Origin of the sequence: Streptomyces sp. Root1304, assembly GCF_001426405.1 — a bacterium.
In the GTDB taxonomy this organism is placed as follows: domain Bacteria; phylum Actinomycetota; class Actinomycetes; order Streptomycetales; family Streptomycetaceae; genus Streptomyces.
In genome coordinates, this window is the sequence record NZ_LMEP01000005.1 from 56,306 (window position 1) to 72,402 (window position 16,097).

Below are 16,097 nucleotides of genomic sequence, written 5' to 3' on the forward strand. Positions count from 1 at the left end.
GGGAGCCCGGGTGGACCGCGCCGCCTCACCCCGCCACGGCGGTGAGGCGGCGCAGCACCTCCTCCGGGCCCAGCGCCCCGACCACGGTGAACAGGTCGGGGCTGCGGGTCGCGCCCGTGAGCGCGACCCGGACCACGTTCGCGACCACGCTCGGCGGTCCCGCCCAGCGGCCCGGGTCCCGCCGCCAGGCGGCCGTGTCGGGGGCGAAGCCATGACGGGAGGCCAGGTCGCGGAGCCTCCCGTACCACTCCTCCGCCGTGCCGGCGCCGGCCGCCTGCCCGGCGAACCCGGCCGCGACGGCCCGTACGCGATGGTCGGGAAGCCCGCCGTACCGGTCGTCGCCGGGCGCCGGAGGCGCCCCGAACAGCTCCGCGAAGAAGAAGCCGTAGCGGTCCCGGAAGCAGGACCAGCGGTCCAGGTCCTTCCGGACCGGCGCCCCCTCGGGACGCCCCGCGGCCACCGCCGCCAGGGCGAGCCCCCGGTGCCGGGTCAGGACGGACGCCAGCTCCGGATCGTGGTCCCGCGCCCAGGCGAGAAGCTGCGCGTACACCTCGTCCGGCGGCAGCGAGGCGATGAACTCCCTGCTCAGGGAGTGCAGTTTGGGCAGGTCGAGCAGCGGACCCGATGGGCGCATGCCGTCGAGCCGGACGGGCGCGGCGAGCGCCTCGGCCGTCGGGACGTCCATCAGCCGGATGTTCGCGAGGCCCCGCAGATAGTGCTGGACGGCGGCCGGCGGGTACCCGGCGGCCAGGTAGTAGTCCACCGACGCCTCGGGGTCCTTGCGCTTGCTGAGCTTGCGGCGCGAGGGCCCCTCGGCCTTCATCAGCGGCGCGAGGTGCGCGTACGCGGGCGGCTCCCAGCCCAGCGCCGTGTGCAGCTGGAGATGGACCGGGGTCGAGGACAGCCACTCCTCGCCGCGCACCACCAGCGACACCCGCATCAGCCGGTCGTCCACGACGTGCGCGAAGTGGTAGGTGGGCAGCGGCAGTTCCTCCGAGGAGGACTTGAGCAGCACGATGTCGTTGCCGTTGTCCCGCATGGTGACCGAGGAACGGATCCGGTCCGTGAAGCGGACCCGGCCGGGGAACTCGTACGGGCAGCGGAACCGCACCACGTACGGCTCGCCGGCCGCGAGCCGCCGCGCCGCCTCCTCCGGGGCGAGCGTCCGGCACGGCGCCCACCGCCCGTAGTAGCCCAGCGGCGAACGGCCCGCGCGCTGCTCCTCCGCGCTCCGGGCCAGCCGGTCCTTCGCGCAGAAGCAGGGATACGCGCGGTCCCGCCGCACCAGCTCGCGCACATGGCTGAGATAGACGTCCCGGCGCTCCGACTGGAGGTACGGGCCCCAGGCGCCGTCCCCGGCGACCCCGCCCTCGTCCGGTGCGAGCCCGAAGGCGCCCAGCAGCCGGGTGAACCCCTCTGCGGCCCAGGCCACTTGGCGGGACCGGTCGGTGTCCTCGACGCGCAGCAGGTGCACGCCGCCCGACTGGTGGGCCACGGCGCGCGCCACGGCCGCCGTGTACAGGCCGCCGATGTGCAGATGGCCGGTGGGGCTCGGGGCGAAGCGCGTCACCTCGGCGCCCTCCGGCAGGGCGCGCGGCCCGAACCGCCGCTCCCAGTCGGCCGGTTCCGGGAGATCGGGCGGGAACATCGCGTTGATGACGGACAGGTCGAGCACGGTGGACTCCCTCCTGGGTTCCTCGGTCGATCAGGGACTCCCTCCCCGGGTTCCCCGAGCGACCCACCGTAGGCAGGTGACCGGCCGATCCGAGCGGCGCGGCGGCGCGAGGCTGCGGAACCCCGAACCCACTTCGGCGTTGTGGCCACCGGACGCCGCACACGGTCAGTAGCGTCCCCGGAACCGTTCCGTACGAGGTCCCCGGACCAGGAGACAAGGAGGTGCGATGCGCGGCACACGCGCCGTGGCCCTGCTCGCGCTCGGCTCCTTCGCCATGGGCACCGACGCCTACGCGATGGCGGGCCTGCTCCCCGCCATCGGCTCCGACCTGCACGTCCCGGTCTCCCTCGCGGGCCAGTCCGTCACCGCCTTCACCCTCTGCTACGCCCTGGCGGCCCCGCTGCTCTCCGCCGTCCTCGCCCGCTGGGGCACCAGGACCGTCCTGGTCACCGCCCTCGTGGTCTTCGTGCTCGCCAACGCCGGTACCGCGCTGACCGGTTCGTACGCCGGACTGCTCGGCACCCGCGCCCTCGCCGGAGCCGGCGCCGGACTGTTCACCCCCGCGGCGGCCACCGCCGCCGGCGCGCTCGTCCCGCCCGAGCGGCGCGGCCGCGCCCTCGGCCTGGTCCTCGGCGGGATGAGCGCGGGGACCGTCCTCGGCGTCCCGCTCGGGCTGCTCGTCGCCGGCCACTCCGGCTGGCGCACCGCCCTCTGGCTGATCACCGGACTCGGCACGGTCGCCCTGCTCGGTGTCGCCACCCGGCTCCCGGCCGTCCGGGGCGCCACCGCGCCCTCCCTGGGGGCCAGGGCCCGCGCCCTCGCCCGGCCCCGGGTCGCGGTGGTCGTCGCCGTCACCTTCACCCAGACCGTCGCGAGCCTCGGGCTCTACACCTATCTGGAACCGGTCCTCCGCCGGTCCGCCGACATCGGCAGCGCGGTGCCGTACCTGTGGGTCTGGGGCATCGGCGGGGTCTGCGGCAGCCTCCTCGCGGGCACCCTCGTCGACCGGAGCGGCAGACCCGCCCTCCTCGCCGTCGTCCTGCTCGGCACCCTCGGCGCCGCGCTGCTCGCGCTGCCGTGGGCCGGCGGCCCGCCCGGACTGATCATGCTGCCCCTACTGGTCTGGGGCGCCGTCGGCTGGGCCTTCGTCGTACCCCAGCAGCACCGGCTGCTCGGCGGGGACGGCGAAGGCGGAGCCGCCGCCATCGGCCTCAACAGCTCCGCCACCTACCTCGGCGGCGCCGTCGGCTCCGCGCTCGGCGGCCTCGCCCTCGCCCGGGGGCTCGACGCCCGCTGGCTCCCGCTGCCCGCCGCCGGCGTCGCGTGCGCGGGAGTCCTCCTCCACCTCACCGCGGTACGCGTGCTCGCCCGGCGCACCGCGGACCCGGCCCGGACCACCGGGCGCACCACCGGACACGCCAAGGGGACCGGAGCCGCGGACGCGACCGCGGCCGAGGCCCTGGAAAGGAACGCGCCATGAAATTCGGCGTCAATCTGCCGGCTCGTCTTCGGCGCCGCCGCCGGCTGGGCCGCCCGCGAGTTCGCCGTCCTCGGCGTCCCGTACCGCAGGCGCGGCGCGATCAGCGACGAGTACCTGGCCGCGATCAAGGCCTGCTGGGCGGACGAGGTCGCCTCCTTCGACGGCGCCCACGTCTCCTTCCGCGAGGTGCACACCGGGCCGCTGCCCGTGCAGCGGCCCGGCCCGCCCGTCTGGGTCGGCGGCCACAGCCGCGGCGCGCTCCGCCGGGCCGTCCGCCTCGGTGACGCCTGGCACCCCACCTCCGTCTCCGGCGAATGGCTGCTCGGCGTCGGCCTTCCCGCCCTCCGCCAGGTGGCCGGGGAGCAGGAACGGCCCGTCCCCGACGTCTGCCCCCGGATCAAACTGCGGGTCACCGCCCGGCCGCTCGGCCCGGGGCGCCTCCTCGGCGAGGGCACCCGGGCGCAGATCGCCGACGACCTCGGATTCCTCCAGGACCTGGGCGCGCGGGCCGTCGTCCTCGACCCGACCTACCCGGGCGACCGGCGGGAGGCCGGCCGCACCGCGCGGGACCTCGACGTCCTGGAGACACTCGTCAAGGAGGTCATCGACGTGGACGCCGGCTGCGTACGATGACCGGGCCGTGACGGAGGGGGCGAGACGTGGTCGATCCGGACCTGCGGAAGCTGCGCGTGCTGCGGGAGCTCAGCGAGCGCGGCACCGTCAGCGCGGCCGCCCAGGCGCTCCACCTCACCCCGCAGGCCGTCTCCCAGCAGATCAGCGCCCTGGGACGGGAGTTGGGCGTACCGCTCACCGAACCGTCCGGGCGCCGCCTGCGGCTCACCGGCGCGGCGCGGATCGTGCTCCGGCACGCCGACGCCGTCTTCACCCAGGTCGAGCAGATGCGCGCGGAACTCGCCGCCCACCGGAGCGGCGAGCGCGGGGAGGTCGCGGTCGCGGGCTTCTCCACCACGCTCTCGGCCCTGATCCTGCCCCGCCGTGGCCCGGCTGCGGGAGACCCGGCCGCTGCTGCGGACCTCCCTCGCCGAGGTCGACCCGCCCGAGAGCTTCTCGCTGCTGCACCGCGGCGAGACGGACGTCGTCATCTCCGCCGACACCGTCGGCACCCCGGGCCCCGCCGGTGACGAGGGACGCTCCGACGGGCGGTTCCACCGGGTCGCGCTCTGCGAGGACCTCTTCGACATCGCCCTGCCGGAGGGACACCGGCTGCTCTCCGGCAAGCGGCTCGTCCTCGCCGACCTCGCCGACGAGACCTGGATCTTCGCCACAGCGAATTCCAGGGGTCGTAGCAACACAGTGATCAACTGGCTGTCGCCAGGAGCTTAGCGAGGCGCTCGGCTGGGGTTTCCCAGCCGAGCGTTTTGCGTGGTCGGCTGTTCAGTTCGGCGGCGACGGCCGTCAGGTCCTCGGGCGTGTGAACGGCCAGGTCGGTGTCCTTGGGGAAGTACTGCCGCAGCAGGCCGTTGGTGTTCTCGTTCGAGCCGCGCTGCCAGGGGCTGGCCGGGTCGCAGAAGTAGACCGGGATGTCCGTGGCGACGGTGAAGCTGCGGTGGGCGGCCATCTCCGAGCCCTGGTCCCAGGTCAGGGACCGCCACAGATGTGGTGGAAGGGTCTGGACCGTGGTGGTGAGCGCGTTGCGGGTCGCCATCGCGCTGTGGCCGATCGGCAGGTGCACGAGCATCACATAGCGGGTGGCCCGCTCGACCAGGGTGCCGATGGCTGAGCGGCCGTCCTTGCCGATGATGAGGTCGCCTTCCCAGTGCCCGGGGACAGCCCGGTCGGCGGCTTCGGCGGGCCGTTCGCTGATCAGGACCATGTCCTTGATGGCGCGGGAGGTGCGTTTGTGGGCCTGGCGGTGCGGGCGCCGGCGGGCCCGGCCGGTGCGAAGGGCGCGGGTCACTTCCCGGCGGAGTTCACCGCGGCCCTGGACGTAGAGGGCCTGGTAGATCGTCTCGTGGGTCACGTGCATCTCCGGCCGGTCGGGGAAGCGTGCCCGCAGAGCGTGGCAGATCTGCTCGGGGCTCCACCGCATCGCGAGGTGGTGCTGGATGAAGTCCCGCAGCTCGGGGTTCTGGCCGATCTTTCCGGTCTCCGGCCGTGCGCGGCGTCTTGTGGCCCTGCGGTCCGCCTCGAACGGGCGGTAGATGAAACCGCCCCTGGGCATCGAGCGACGGTTGCGGCGTATCTCGCGGCTGATCGTCGAAGGGCTGCGACCCAGCTCGGCGGCGATCTGCCGGACCGATGCCTTCTCGTGCAGCCGGTCGGCGATGTGGATGCGGTCGTGCTCCTGGAGATACCGCGACGACCGGGCGGGCGGTTCCTCCGGATCGTGCAGGTTGCCGGGGGTCTGCCCCTGCTCCTGGTAGATCGGAGGAACCGCCTTGCGAAGGTTCCCGGGCGCATGGTGACCGTTACGCCACTTCATGCCCGTGCGCCGGTCTATGCCGACGATCCGGGCCGCTTCCCGGGTGCTGTAACCCTGCTCCATGAGCTGGAAGTATGCGGCCCGCTCGCGGACCAACTTCCGGGGCCCCTGCGGCTTCCTGTTCTTGCGGACCTCGAAGTCCATCGCACCCCTTGAGCTGGGGTGTTGCAACGACCACTAGAACTAAAGCGATGCCGGGGGCTTTCCGCTCTTCGGGCGCCTCATGCGGGAAGATCGATCCTCACCTCCACATTTCCCCGGATCGCCTTCGAGTACGGGCAGCGGCCGTGGGCGGCGTCGGCGAGCCGACGTGCCTCGGCGGCGTCGAGACCCGGCAGTTCCACGGTGAGCACCACCGACAGGTGGAAGCCGCTCTCCTCCTTGTGCAGCGCCACCTCGGCGGTGACCGAGTCGCCCGTGAGCGCGGTCCGGGACTCGCGCGCCGAGGCCCGGAGCGCGCTGTGGAAGCAGGCGGCGTAGCCGGCGGCGAAGAGCTGCTCGGGGTTGGTCGCGGTGCCGGAGCCGCCGACGGCCTTCGGGCTCGACAGGGGAAGGTCGAGGAGCCCGTCGGAGGAGCGCACGGCGCCGTTGCGCCCGTCTCCGGTGGAGGCGACCTCGGCGGTGTAGACGACGGCCATTCGTGATGCCTTTCGAGAGCGGAGAAAAGGGAATTCACCCAGTCTCCGGCGCGGCCGAATTCCCGGCGCTACGGATCTCCGCAGTCCGTTCCGTCGGTGCGCGCTCTAGCGTCAAGGGCATCACAGGCCCATGAATTCAAGGGAGTTGGCCATGGCGGGACCGCTGACCGGAGTGCGCGTACTGGAATTCGCGGGTTCGGCGCCCACGGCGTTCGTCGGCACCGTCCTGTCCGGTCTCGGCGCCGATGTCGTACGCGTCGACCGGGCGCCCGCCGAAGCGCCCGCGCCCGACGCCGCGCGCCCCCCGGAGAACCCGCTGTCCCGTGGCCACCGTTCGGTCGCCCTGGACCTCAAGAGCCCGGAGGGCGTCGAGCGGGCCCTCGCGCTCGCCGAGCACGCCGACATCCTGGTCGAGGGCTTCCGCCCCGGCGTCGCCGACCGCCTCGGCATCGGCCCCGAGGCGGTCCTCGCCCGCAATCCGCGCCTGGTGTACGGGCGGGTCAGCGGCTGGGGCCAGCGGGGCGAATGGGCCGGACGCGCCGCGCACGACCTCGCGGTCCTGGCCCTGACCGGCGCCCTGGACACCGACCCGGCCACCGGGGGCCCGGTGGCGCCCCCGACCGCGTACCTCTCCAGCTTCGCCGGCGGCGCCCACGCCCATGTCCACGCCCTGCTCGCCGCCCTGCACGAGCGGGAGCGCTCCGGGCGCGGCCAGGTCGTCGACACCGCGCTCGCGGACGGCGCCGCCCTGATCGCCACCCTGATCCACCAGTGGCGGGAGGTCCCCGGCAACCACACCGTCACCGACGCCCCGCACTACTCGCTGTACCGCGCCGCCGACGGCCGCCACCTCGCGGTCGCCGCCATCGAGCCCCGGCTCTACGCGAACCTCCTGGAGCAGCTGGGCCTGGCCGGTGCGGAGGAGGTGCCCGACCGGACCGACCCGGCCGCCTGGCCCGCGCTGCGCGCGCTGATCGCGGAGCGTTTCGCCGCCCGGGACCGCGAGCACTGGGTGAAGGTCTTCGACGCCGTGGACGCCGGAGTGGCCCCGGTCCTGACCCCCGCCGAGGCCGCCCGCCACCACCAACTCGCCGCCCGTGAGGCCTTCGTGGCCGTCGGGGACAGCGTCCAGCCCGCTCCCGCCTCCCGCTTCGGCCGCACCCCCGCCGACGCCCCGGGCCGCGCCCCGCTCCCCGGTGAGCACACCGAGGAGGTCCTCGCGGAGTGGCGCGCCTGAGGCCCCGGGCCCGCCGGGCTCAGGACTCCAGGTAGCGCAGTACGGCCAGGATGCGACGGCTGTAGCCGTCGGTCCTGTGCAGCTCCAGCTTGTCGAAGACGGCGTTGAGGTACTTCTCGACCGCGCTCAGCGACAGATGGAGCTGCCGGGCGATGGCCGCGTTGGTGTACCCCTGCGCCAGCACCTCCAGGACCTCCCGCTCGCGCGGGGTGAGCCGGGCCAGCGGGTCCGCGTGCGCGCTGCGGACGACCAGCTGCCGTACGACCTCCGGATCGATCGCCGCCCCGCCCGCGTGGACGCGTTCCAGCGCGTCGAGGAACTCCTCCACCTGGGCCACCCGGTCCTTGAGGAGGTAGCCGACGCGTTCCGCCCCGGCGGTGAGGAGCCGGGCCGCGTAACTCCGCTCGACGTGCTGCGAGAGGACCAGCACCCCGGTCTCCGGCAGCCGCTCCCGGATCTCCACGGCGGCCCGCAGCCCCTCGTCGGTGTGCGTCGGCGGCATCCGGATGTCGACGACCACGACGTCCGGCCGCCGCGCCTCCACCTCCGCGACCAGGGTCGTCGCGTCGCCGAGCGCCGTGAGCACCTCGTGGCCCTCCTCGACGAGCAGCCGGACGAGACCCTCCCGCAGCAGGGTCGAGTCCTCGGCCAGGATCACACGCACGGCAGCTCCGCCACGAGAGTGGTGGGTCCCCCGACGGGGCTGTCGACGCGCAGCACCCCGTCGAGCGCGGCGACCCGGCTGCGCAGCCCGGTCAGCCCGCCGCCCGAGGGGTCCGCGCCGCCGGTGCCGTCGTCCTCCACCCGTACGGTCAGGAGTGCGCCGGTCCGGGTCAGCCGGACGGCGACGGCCGAGGCGGAGGAGTGCTTGGCGGCGTTGGTGACGGCCTCGGAGACGACGAAGTAGGCGGCCGTCTCCACCGGCCGGGGCAGTGGCGCGTCCCCGATCTCGAAGCGCACCCGCAGCGGGATCGCGCAGCGCTGCGCGACCCCGCCGAGCGCCTCTTCCAGCCCCAGGCTGTCGAGCGCCGACGGGTACACCCGCCAGGCCACGTCCCGCAGTTCGGCCAGCACGTCCTGGGCCTCCTGGTGCGCCTGGAGCAGCAGGACGCCGGTCAGCTCGGGGTCGCGGTCCCGCTCGCGGCCGCGCCGGGCGCGGCCGAGGAGCATCGCCAGGGCCACCAGGCGCTGCTGCACGCCGTCGTGGAGGTCCCGTTCGATGCGGCGCCGCTCGGCGTCGACGGCCTGGACCATCTGGGCCCGGCTGACGGCGAGTTCGGTGATCCGGCGCCGCAGCAGCTCGGCCTCGGAGGGCCCGAAGAAGGCGCGGGCGAGCCGGGCGTCCAGGGCGGTCAGCGCGTACAGGCCCTGGACGTCGAGGAAGAGCAGCACCCCGCCGAGCAGCAGCTGGGTGAGCAGTTCGTCCCAGCCGAGCGTGCCGCGCACCACGCCCCGGGCGAGCAGCCCGGCGAGGACGGCACCGAAGGCGAGGAGCCCGAGGACGACCCCGCAGACCAGGCCCGTCCAGCTCCGCGCGGCCAGATAGCGCAGCAGCCGCAGGTCGGAGACCTCGTACGCGCCGGGCACCCGCTCCTCGGGGAAGCGGTCGCCGAAGAAGACCGCGCGGCGGCCCCGCTCCACGGCGGCCAGCCGCCGGGCGCCGGCCACCAGGACCTCCCGGGCGTACGCACGGGTCCGGGGCCACAGCAGGAAGGCGCCGAGGGCCGCCCCCGCGACCAGGAAGTACCCGGCGCCGAGGAGGGCGGTCAGGCACCCGAGGAGGACGCCGGCGGACCGGCGGATCGCCAAGTGGGCCACCGCGCCGCCCTGTTCGTCCCCTCGCACGGTCACCGAGCCTAGCGGGTGCGCCCGCTCCGGCCCCGCGACGTACGGTCCGGGGGTCCGCCCGCCGGTCACGAGGTGCGGCGGTGCTGGGCGCGCCCGCGCCCCCGGAGCCGTACCGCGAGGAAGGCGGCCAGGGCGAGGACGGCGAGCACCAGCACGGCCTTGGACAGCACGCCCACGTACCCCTCGACCACGTCCCAGCCGTCGCCGAGCCAGTAACCGGCCATCACGAGCACGCTGTTCCAGATCAGGCTGCCCAGGGTGGTGAGCAGCAGGAAGACCGGCATCGGCATCCGCTCCACCCCGGCGGGCACCGAGATCAGGCTGCGGAAGATCGGCACCATCCGGCCCAGGAACACCGCCCTCGTGCCGTGCCGGGCGAACCACCTCTCGGTGCGCTCCAGATCGGACACCTTCACCAGGGGCAGCCGCGCCCAGATCGCGTGCATCCGCTGCCGTCCGAACAGCCCGCCGATCCCGTACAGCGCGACGGCCCCGACGACCGAGCCCAGCGTCGTCCAGAACAGTGCCGAGGCCAGGCTGAGCACGCCCTGCCCGGCGGCGAAGCCGGTGAGCGGCAGGATCACCTCGCTGGGCAGCGGAGGGAAGAGGTTCTCCAGCGCGATGGCGAGTCCCGCGCCGGGCCCGCCCATCGTGTCGACGAGCCCGGCGGCCCATCCGGCGACCCCGCCGGCGGGTTCCTGGGCGGCCAGGGGCAGGGGTGAGGAGATGAGGGCCGACGAGGTCAGGGTCGTCAGGGGCACGGCGGGTTCTCCCGGTCTCGGAGGGCGGCGGCCGGGCGGCTCGCCGGCACCCCCTCAACCTAGGAAGGCCAGGTCGGCGCCGGTACGCGGCTTCCCTCCCGCCGACCCTGCGGAAAACCGCAGGGTCGGCCCCGCCCCCCGGGTCTCCCCTCAGCCCGTCGGCGCCCCCCGGTGCCGTTCGAGCGGGGTCGTCGTGGAGGAGTTCGTCACGCTGAAGGTGACGCTGCCGGGGCGGTAGCGGTCGTCGGTCCACTCGATGGGCCGCCCCGACTGGTCGCAGCTCACGTGCCGTTGGCGCAGCAGCGGGCTGCCCCGCCGGATGTGCAGCAGCTCCGCGTCCCGGGAGCCCGCCGCCACCGCGTCGATGAGGTGTTCCCCGTACTGGGCGACGATGCCCGCCTCCTGGGCGATGCTCTCCATGATCGAGACGCAGTCCTCGGGCAGCGCCTCGACGGCCGCCGCCGCCCAGTCGGCGTACGCGGTCCGCTCGATCATCGCCGGCTCCCCTTCGAGGCGGCGCAGCCGCAGCACGTGCAGGACCTCGCTCTCCGCCGGGACGGCGAGCCGCCGCGCCTCCTCGGGCGTGGCCGTCCGCCGTGAGCGCAGCAGGATCCGGCTGGTCACCCGCAGGCCCATGCCGTGCGCCCACTGGGCGAAGCTGTTCAGCTCGGCGAAGCTGTGCCGGCGCTCCTGGCGCAGGACGATGCGGCGGGCTCCCTGGCGCGAGCCGACGAGGCCCTCGGACTCCAGGACGGCGACCGCCTGCCGGACCGTCCCCCGGGAGGCCGACCAGCGGGCCACCAGCTCGGCCTCGGAGGGCAGTTGCGCTCCCACGGCGTACTCGCCTTCGAGTATCGCCTGCCGGACGGCCTCGGCGATCTCCAGATAGCGTGCCGTCCCCACGTGCCCCTCTTCCGTCCGTTCCTGTGCGCAGCCGGTCACCCTGGGTTTCCGGCCGAAGGTTCACTGTAACCCTGCGAGGTGGCGATCGGTCCACTTTCGGGCAGGGTCAACTCCCCGGCGTTCACCAGGGGTTCACGCGCTCCGGGTCTTCGCGCACTCCTCCCCGGGTGGTCATGTCCCGTTCATCTTCGCGTCGCGGGACACGGGCGAACTGGAGCCCAACTTGTTCAGACAAGTGCCACCCTCTCGCTCCAGGAGTGACCGTGCCCAGACCTTCCGGCCGTCGTGCCGCCGCCCTGCTCGGCGCCGCCGTCCTCACCACCCTCACCGCCGCCTGCGGCGCGGCGCCCGACGGCCCGGCCGCCGGCGCCTCCGGGGCCGAGGCCGCCAAGGCCACCTCCGCGAGCGCCTTCGGAGGGATGAAGGAGCTGGTCGCGGCCGCCGAGAAGGAGGGCGCGCTGCACGTCATCGCCCTGCCGCCGGACTGGGCCAACTACGGCGAGATCATCAAGGCCTTCCAGGCCAAGTACCCCAAGATCAAGATCCAGAGCGAGAACCCGGACGCCGCCAGCGCCGACGAGATCGCCGCCGTGAAGTCCCGCAAGGGCCAGGACCGCGCCCCCGACGTCCTCGACCTGGGCATCGCCTTCGCCCGCAGCGGCGCCGAGGAAGGCCTCTTCGCCCCGTACAAGGTCGAGGCCTGGGACAAGATCCCCGCCGCGCAGAAGGACGCCGACGGCCGCTGGTACAACGACTACGGCGGCTACGTCTCCATCGGCTGCGACGCCAAGCGCATCCCGAACTGCCCGCAGACCTTCGCGGACCTCCTCAAGCCCGAGTACAAGGGCAAGGTCGCCCTCAACGGCAACCCCACCAAGTCCGGCTCCGCCTTCGGCGGCGTCTACGCGGCGGCCCTCGCCAACAAGGGCTCCTTCGGCGACATCCAGCCCGGCATCGACTTCTTCGGCAAGCTGAGGAAGAGCGGCAACTTCATCCCCGTCGAGTCCACCCCGGCCACGGTCGAGAAGGGCGAGACGCCCATCTCCATCGACTGGGACTACCTCAACGCCGGTTACGCCGACCAGTTCGCCTCCAAGGGCGTCGACTGGAAGGTCGCCGTCCCCACCGACGGCGTCTACGCCCAGTTCTACTCGCAGGCCGTCAACAAGGACGCCCCGCACCCGGCGGCCGCCCGCCTGTGGATGGAGTTCCTCTACAGTGCCGAGGGCCAGAACCTCTGGCTCAAGGGGTACGCCCGCCCGGTCCTGCTGCCCGCGATGACCGCCGACGGCACCGCCGACAAGTCCTTCGTCACCAAGCTCCCCGAGGTCGAGGGCACCCCCGCCTTCCCGGCCTCCGCCGAGCTCGACAAGGCCAAGGCCACCCTCGCCGAGAAGTGGGACAAGGCCGTCTCCTGATGACCGCATCCCTCACCCCCCACGCGGGGACGGGAACCGCCGGCGGCACCCGCCGCCGGCGGCGCGGCCCGCGCACCTGGCCGGCCGTCCTCCCGCTCCTCCTCTTCACCGGCGTCTTCTTCGGCCTCCCGCTCGCCGCGCTCCTCATCGGCGCGGTGACCCGGACGGCCCCCGCCACCGCCGGCGCCGCCGCCACCACGTCCCTCACCGGTGACCACCTGGCGCTCTCGCTCCGGGGCCCGTACCTCGGCTCGCTGATCGGCAGCGTCCAGCTCTCCGCGCTCACCGCCCTGATCGGCGGCGTCCTCGGTGTTCTGGTCGCCCAGGCCGTGGTCACCTCCCGGTCCCAGGCCCTGCGCAGCGCGACCCTCACCGCCTCCGGCGTCCTCGCCAACTTCGGCGGCGTGCCCCTCGCGTTCGCCTTCATCGCCACCCTCGGCATCTCCGGCGTCGTCACCCAGCTCGGCGACCTCGGAGCCCTCGGCTGGGACCTGTACTCCTTCACCGGCCTGACCGTGGTCTATCTGTACTTCCTGATCCCGCTCATGGTCCTGGTCACCGTCCCTGCCCTCGACGGCCTGCGCCCCCAGTGGCGCGAGGCCGCCCGCAACGCGGGAGCCACCCCCTGGCAGTTCTGGCGCCACGTCGGCCTGCCCGTGCTCGCCCCCTCCCTCCTCGGCGGCCTCGTCCTGCTCTTCGGCACCGCCTTCGCCGCGCACGCCACGGCCGCCGCCCTGGTCGGAGGATCGGTCCCGCTGGTCACCCTGAAGATCGCGGACGCCCTCTCCGGCAACGTCCTCACCGGCCAGGAGAACGTGGCGCTCGCCCTGGGCCTCGACATGATCCTGGTCGCCGCCCTGGTGATGGCCGTCTACCTGCCCCTGACGCGACGGAGCGCCCGATGGCTGCGATGACCCCGAGCACCGCGGACGCCGCCCCGGCGGCGCCCGCCCCCGCGCCCTCGGCCGCGGAGCCCCACGCCGAAGGGAAGGCCCGGACGCGCCGCCGGCCGCGGCCCCGGATCTGGCGCGGACTCGTCCTCGCCCTCGCGGGCGCGTACTTCCTGCTGCCGCTCCTCGCCTCGTTCGTCTTCACCGTGCACGTGCCCGGCCAGGGCGTGTCCTTCGACGCGTACACCCAGCTGATCGGCGCCGAGGGCTTCACCGAGAGCCTGCTGCTCTCCCTCGGCCTGGCCGCCGCCACCATCGTCCTTTCGCTGCTGCTCGTGGTGCCCGCGCTGATCGCCGTACGGATCGGCTCGCCGCGGCTGCGGCCGGTCGTCGAGGTGGTCTGCATGCTGCCCCTCGTCGTCCCGCCCATCGCGCTGGTCACCGGCATCACCACGGTGCTCCGCTGGGGACCCGAACACCTGTCGCGCACCCCGCTGTACCGGACGTTCATCGCGGTGCAGGACGAGTCGTTCCCGGTCGTCCTGGTCCTCGCGTACACCGTGCTCGCGCTGCCGTTCGTCCACCGCTCGCTCGACGCCGGACTGCGCGCCATCGACGTACCGACCCTGGTGGAGGCCGCCCGCAGCTGCGGCGCCACCTGGACCCACACCGTCCTGCGGGTCCTGCTGCCCAATCTGCGCGCCTCCCTCGCCGGGGCCGCCTTCCTCACCCTCGCCCTCGTCCTCGGCGAGTTCACCATCGCCTCGCTGCTCGGCTTCCGGCCCTTCGCCGTCTGGATCGTGTCGATCTCCGGCTCCCACGCCCGGATGTCCGTCGCGGTCTCCATCCTCAGCCTCGTCATCACCTGGGTGCTGCTCCTCGTGCTGTCCCGCGCGGGAACGGCCAACGGCGCCTCGGCACCCTCCCGTAAGGAGTCCTGACATGTCATCGGCAACCGCTGAGCGGGTCGCCCCCGCCGTCGGCACCGGAGCCAGGCTCGAGTTCCGCTCCCTGCGGCGCGCCTTCGGCTCCGCCGTCGCCCTCGACGGCCTCGACCTCACGGTGGAACCCGGCGAGCTGATCGCCCTCCTCGGCCCCTCCGGCTGCGGCAAGACCACGGCCCTGCGCATGGTCGCCGGCTTCGAGCGCCCCGACTCCGGAGCCGTCCTCGTCGACGGCGAGGACATCACCGACGTCCCGGCCAACCGCCGCGACGCCGGCATGGTCTTCCAGTCGTACAGCCTCTTCCCCCACATGACCGTCCGCGACAACGTCGCCTTCGGCATGCGCATCCGCAAGGTCCCCGCCGCCCGCCGCAAGGAACGCGCCGCGGAACTCCTCGACCTCGTCGGCCTGCCGCAGCACGGCGACCGCTACCCCCACCAGCTCTCCGGCGGCCAGCAGCAGCGCGTCGCCCTCGCCCGCGCCCTCGCCCTCGAACCACGTGTCCTGCTCCTCGACGAACCCCTCTCGGCCCTCGACGCGAAGGTACGGCTCAGCCTGCGCGAGGAGATCCGCCGACTCCAGCTCTCGCTGGGCGTCACCACCGTCTTCGTGACGCACGACCAGGAGGAGGCGCTCTCCATGGCCGACCGGGTCGCCGTCCTCCACGCCGGCCGCCTCGAACAGTGCGCCGCGCCCGCCGAGCTGTACGCCCGCCCCGCCACCGCCTTCGTCGCCGAGTTCGTCGGCACCATGAACCGGCTCCCCGGCCGCCTCACCGGCACCGGCGCCGTCGAGGTCGCGGGACAGACGCTGCCCGTCGACGGCGGTACGCCGGCCGGCGTCCCCGCCGGGGGCGAGGTCGAGGTCCTCGTCCGCCCCGAGAACGTCACCGCGACCCCCGACGCCGCCGGGGACGCCACCGTCGTCGGCACCTCCTTCTTCGGCGCCGTCACCCGCGTCCGGCTGACCCTGCCGAGCGGGACCGAGATCAAGGCCGACCTGGCCTCGCGCGAGGCCACCGCACTCACCGTCGGCGCCCGCGCCCGCGTCGGCCTCGCCCCGCAGCCCGTCCTCGTCGTCCCCAGGACCGCCGCGTGACGGCCCCGGCACGGACCGCGCGCGCGGCACTCGGCGCCGTCCTCTTCGACATGGACGGCACCCTCGTCGAGACCGAGGGCCTCTGGTGGCAGGTCACCGAGGAGATCGCCGCGGGCCTCGGCCACCGTCTCACCGGGGCCGACGCCCCCCACGTCGTCGGCCGCGCCGTCGAGGACACCGCCGCACACCTCGCCCGCGTCACCGGTACGGGAGACCCGGGCCGGATCGCCGCCGGCCTCGGCCGCGCGTTCTTCCTGCGCGTCGAGGCCGGAGCGCCGATGCGCCCCGGAGCGCAGCGGCTGCTCGACGGCCTGGACGCCGCCGGAATCCCGTACGCCCTGGTCAGCGCCTCGCCTCGGACCGTCGTCGACAGCGTCACCCAGGGCTCCCTCGGACACGTCCCGTTCGCCTTCACGCTCTCCGCCGACGACACCCCGCGCACCAAACCGCACCCCGACCCCTACCGGGCCGCCGCCGCCCGGCTCGGGCTGCCGGTCACCGCCTGCGTCGCCGTCGAGGACTCCCCGGACGGCGCGGCCTCCGCCGACGCGGCCGGCTGCGCGGTCCTCGTCGTCCCCTCGCTGCTGCCCGTGCCCGCCTCCCCCCGCCGCGCCTTCGCCGACAGCCTCGAAGACGTCGACGTGGACCGGCTGCGCGACTGCCTGCACCTCACGGAGGACCTTCCGGGCGCGCCCTGAGCCGGCGGGCCCCCCGGGAGCGCGACGGCAGGGCCCCGGGAAGCTACCGGGCGGAGGAGGGTT

Annotated in this window: 16 protein-coding genes and 1 pseudogene; 10 read left to right on the forward strand and 7 right to left on the reverse strand. The window is 74.2% G+C overall.

Annotated elements, in window-relative coordinates; translation table 11 throughout:
- Positions 1-25: 25 nt before the first annotated feature.
- Positions 26-1,675 (reverse strand): glutamate--tRNA ligase family protein, encoded by a 1,650-nt coding sequence (locus ASD33_RS09140; protein WP_056556338.1) that lies wholly within the window; start codon positions 1,673-1,675, stop codon positions 26-28.
- A gap of 226 nt (positions 1,676-1,901) precedes the next feature.
- Here ASD33_RS09140 and ASD33_RS09145 point away from each other — a divergent pair, with 226 nt between their 5' ends.
- The 4 genes and pseudogenes from ASD33_RS09145 (at position 1,902) to ASD33_RS36190 (ending at position 4,499) form a co-directional block, all read left to right on the forward strand.
- Positions 1,902-3,155 carry an MFS transporter gene (locus tag ASD33_RS09145; protein ID WP_056556342.1) on the forward strand — a complete coding sequence of 418 codons (1,254 nt, stop codon included), beginning with the start codon at positions 1,902-1,904 and terminating at the stop codon, positions 3,153-3,155.
- 12 nt (positions 3,156-3,167) lie between these two features.
- The gene (locus tag ASD33_RS09150; protein ID WP_242426894.1) at positions 3,168-3,788 is read left to right on the forward strand and encodes an LLM class flavin-dependent oxidoreductase; all 621 of its coding nucleotides are present in this window, start codon (positions 3,168-3,170) and stop codon (positions 3,786-3,788) included.
- 56 nt (positions 3,789-3,844) lie between these two features.
- Positions 3,845-3,949: pseudogene (locus tag ASD33_RS36185) on the forward strand (LysR family transcriptional regulator); the annotation flags it as partial.
- A gap of 202 nt (positions 3,950-4,151) precedes the next feature.
- Entirely contained in the window at positions 4,152-4,499 is a 348-nt protein-coding gene (locus ASD33_RS36190) for a LysR substrate-binding domain-containing protein (RefSeq protein WP_242426882.1), read from the forward strand.
- Here the strand turns inward: ASD33_RS36190 and ASD33_RS09160 are convergent.
- Entirely contained in the window at positions 4,474-5,742 is a 1,269-nt protein-coding gene (locus ASD33_RS09160) for an IS30 family transposase (RefSeq protein WP_056556345.1), read from the reverse strand. The genes ASD33_RS36190 and ASD33_RS09160 overlap by 26 nt on opposite strands.
- Before the next feature lie 77 nt (positions 5,743-5,819).
- The gene (locus tag ASD33_RS09165; protein WP_056556348.1) at positions 5,820-6,236 is read right to left on the reverse strand and encodes an organic hydroperoxide resistance protein; all 417 of its coding nucleotides are present in this window, start codon (positions 6,234-6,236) and stop codon (positions 5,820-5,822) included.
- A 151-nt stretch (positions 6,237-6,387) separates the two neighbouring features.
- Here ASD33_RS09165 and ASD33_RS09170 point away from each other — a divergent pair, with 151 nt between their 5' ends.
- Positions 6,388-7,473 carry a CaiB/BaiF CoA-transferase family protein gene (locus tag ASD33_RS09170; RefSeq protein ID WP_056556351.1) on the forward strand — a complete coding sequence of 362 codons (1,086 nt, stop codon included), beginning with the start codon at positions 6,388-6,390 and terminating at the stop codon, positions 7,471-7,473.
- 19 nt (positions 7,474-7,492) lie between these two features.
- Here the strand turns inward: ASD33_RS09170 and ASD33_RS09175 are convergent, their stop codons facing one another.
- From ASD33_RS09175 to ASD33_RS09190, 4 genes are all read right to left on the reverse strand, one after another.
- Positions 7,493-8,137: a response regulator transcription factor gene (locus tag ASD33_RS09175; protein ID WP_056556354.1), complete on the reverse strand. Its 645-nt coding sequence runs from the start codon at positions 8,135-8,137 to the stop codon at positions 7,493-7,495.
- Complete coding sequence (locus ASD33_RS09180; RefSeq protein WP_056556963.1) at positions 8,128-9,318, reverse strand: histidine kinase; 1,191 nt, start codon at positions 9,316-9,318, stop codon at positions 8,128-8,130. The genes ASD33_RS09175 and ASD33_RS09180 overlap by 10 nt, the downstream gene beginning before the upstream one ends.
- A 68-nt stretch (positions 9,319-9,386) precedes the next feature.
- Positions 9,387-10,076 (reverse strand): DedA family protein, encoded by a 690-nt coding sequence (locus ASD33_RS09185; RefSeq protein WP_079044691.1) that lies wholly within the window; start codon positions 10,074-10,076, stop codon positions 9,387-9,389.
- A 156-nt stretch (positions 10,077-10,232) separates the two neighbouring features.
- The gene (locus tag ASD33_RS09190) at positions 10,233-10,985 is read right to left on the reverse strand and encodes a GntR family transcriptional regulator (RefSeq protein WP_056556357.1); all 753 of its coding nucleotides are present in this window, start codon (positions 10,983-10,985) and stop codon (positions 10,233-10,235) included.
- Positions 10,986-11,281: 296 nt separating this feature from the next.
- On the opposite strand from ASD33_RS09190, the gene ASD33_RS09195 reads away from it, so the two are divergent.
- From ASD33_RS09195 to ASD33_RS09215, 5 genes are read left to right on the forward strand one after another with little or no spacing between them, the layout of a single operon-like run.
- The gene (locus ASD33_RS09195; protein ID WP_056556969.1) at positions 11,282-12,403 is read left to right on the forward strand and encodes an extracellular solute-binding protein; all 1,122 of its coding nucleotides are present in this window, start codon (positions 11,282-11,284) and stop codon (positions 12,401-12,403) included.
- Positions 12,403-13,317 (forward strand): ABC transporter permease subunit, encoded by a 915-nt coding sequence (locus tag ASD33_RS09200; protein WP_056556360.1) that lies wholly within the window; start codon positions 12,403-12,405, stop codon positions 13,315-13,317. The genes ASD33_RS09195 and ASD33_RS09200 overlap by 1 nt, the downstream gene beginning before the upstream one ends.
- Complete coding sequence (locus ASD33_RS09205; RefSeq protein ID WP_079044666.1) at positions 13,305-14,234, forward strand: ABC transporter permease subunit; 930 nt, start codon at positions 13,305-13,307, stop codon at positions 14,232-14,234. Before ASD33_RS09200 ends, ASD33_RS09205 begins: the two co-directional genes overlap by 13 nt.
- A 1-nt stretch (position 14,235) precedes the next feature.
- On the forward strand, positions 14,236-15,336 hold the full coding sequence (locus ASD33_RS09210; protein WP_056556363.1) for an ABC transporter ATP-binding protein: 1,101 nt from the start codon (positions 14,236-14,238) through the stop codon (positions 15,334-15,336).
- Positions 15,333-16,034 (forward strand): HAD family phosphatase, encoded by a 702-nt coding sequence (locus ASD33_RS09215; RefSeq protein ID WP_056556366.1) that lies wholly within the window; start codon positions 15,333-15,335, stop codon positions 16,032-16,034. Before ASD33_RS09210 ends, ASD33_RS09215 begins: the two co-directional genes overlap by 4 nt.
- Positions 16,035-16,097: the final 63 nt, after the last annotated feature.

What these genes read in the sequence shown, in the direction of transcription:
- ASD33_RS09160 (WP_056556345.1), bottom strand. Translation starts at nt 5,742, where the DNA reads ATGGACTTCGAGGTCCGCAAGAACAGGAAGCCGCAGGGGCCCCGGAAG.
- ASD33_RS09145 (WP_056556342.1), top strand. Translation starts at nt 1,902, where the DNA reads ATGCGCGGCACACGCGCCGTGGCCCTGCTCGCGCTCGGCTCCTTCGCC.
- ASD33_RS09200 (WP_056556360.1), top strand. Translation starts at nt 12,403, where the DNA reads ATGACCGCATCCCTCACCCCCCACGCGGGGACGGGAACCGCCGGCGGC.
- ASD33_RS09205 (WP_079044666.1), top strand. Translation starts at nt 13,305, where the DNA reads ATGGCTGCGATGACCCCGAGCACCGCGGACGCCGCCCCGGCGGCGCCC.
- ASD33_RS09165 (WP_056556348.1), bottom strand. Translation starts at nt 6,236, where the DNA reads ATGGCCGTCGTCTACACCGCCGAGGTCGCCTCCACCGGAGACGGGCGC.
- ASD33_RS09170 (WP_056556351.1), top strand. Translation starts at nt 6,388, where the DNA reads ATGGCGGGACCGCTGACCGGAGTGCGCGTACTGGAATTCGCGGGTTCG.
- ASD33_RS09210 (WP_056556363.1), top strand. Translation starts at nt 14,236, where the DNA reads ATGTCATCGGCAACCGCTGAGCGGGTCGCCCCCGCCGTCGGCACCGGA.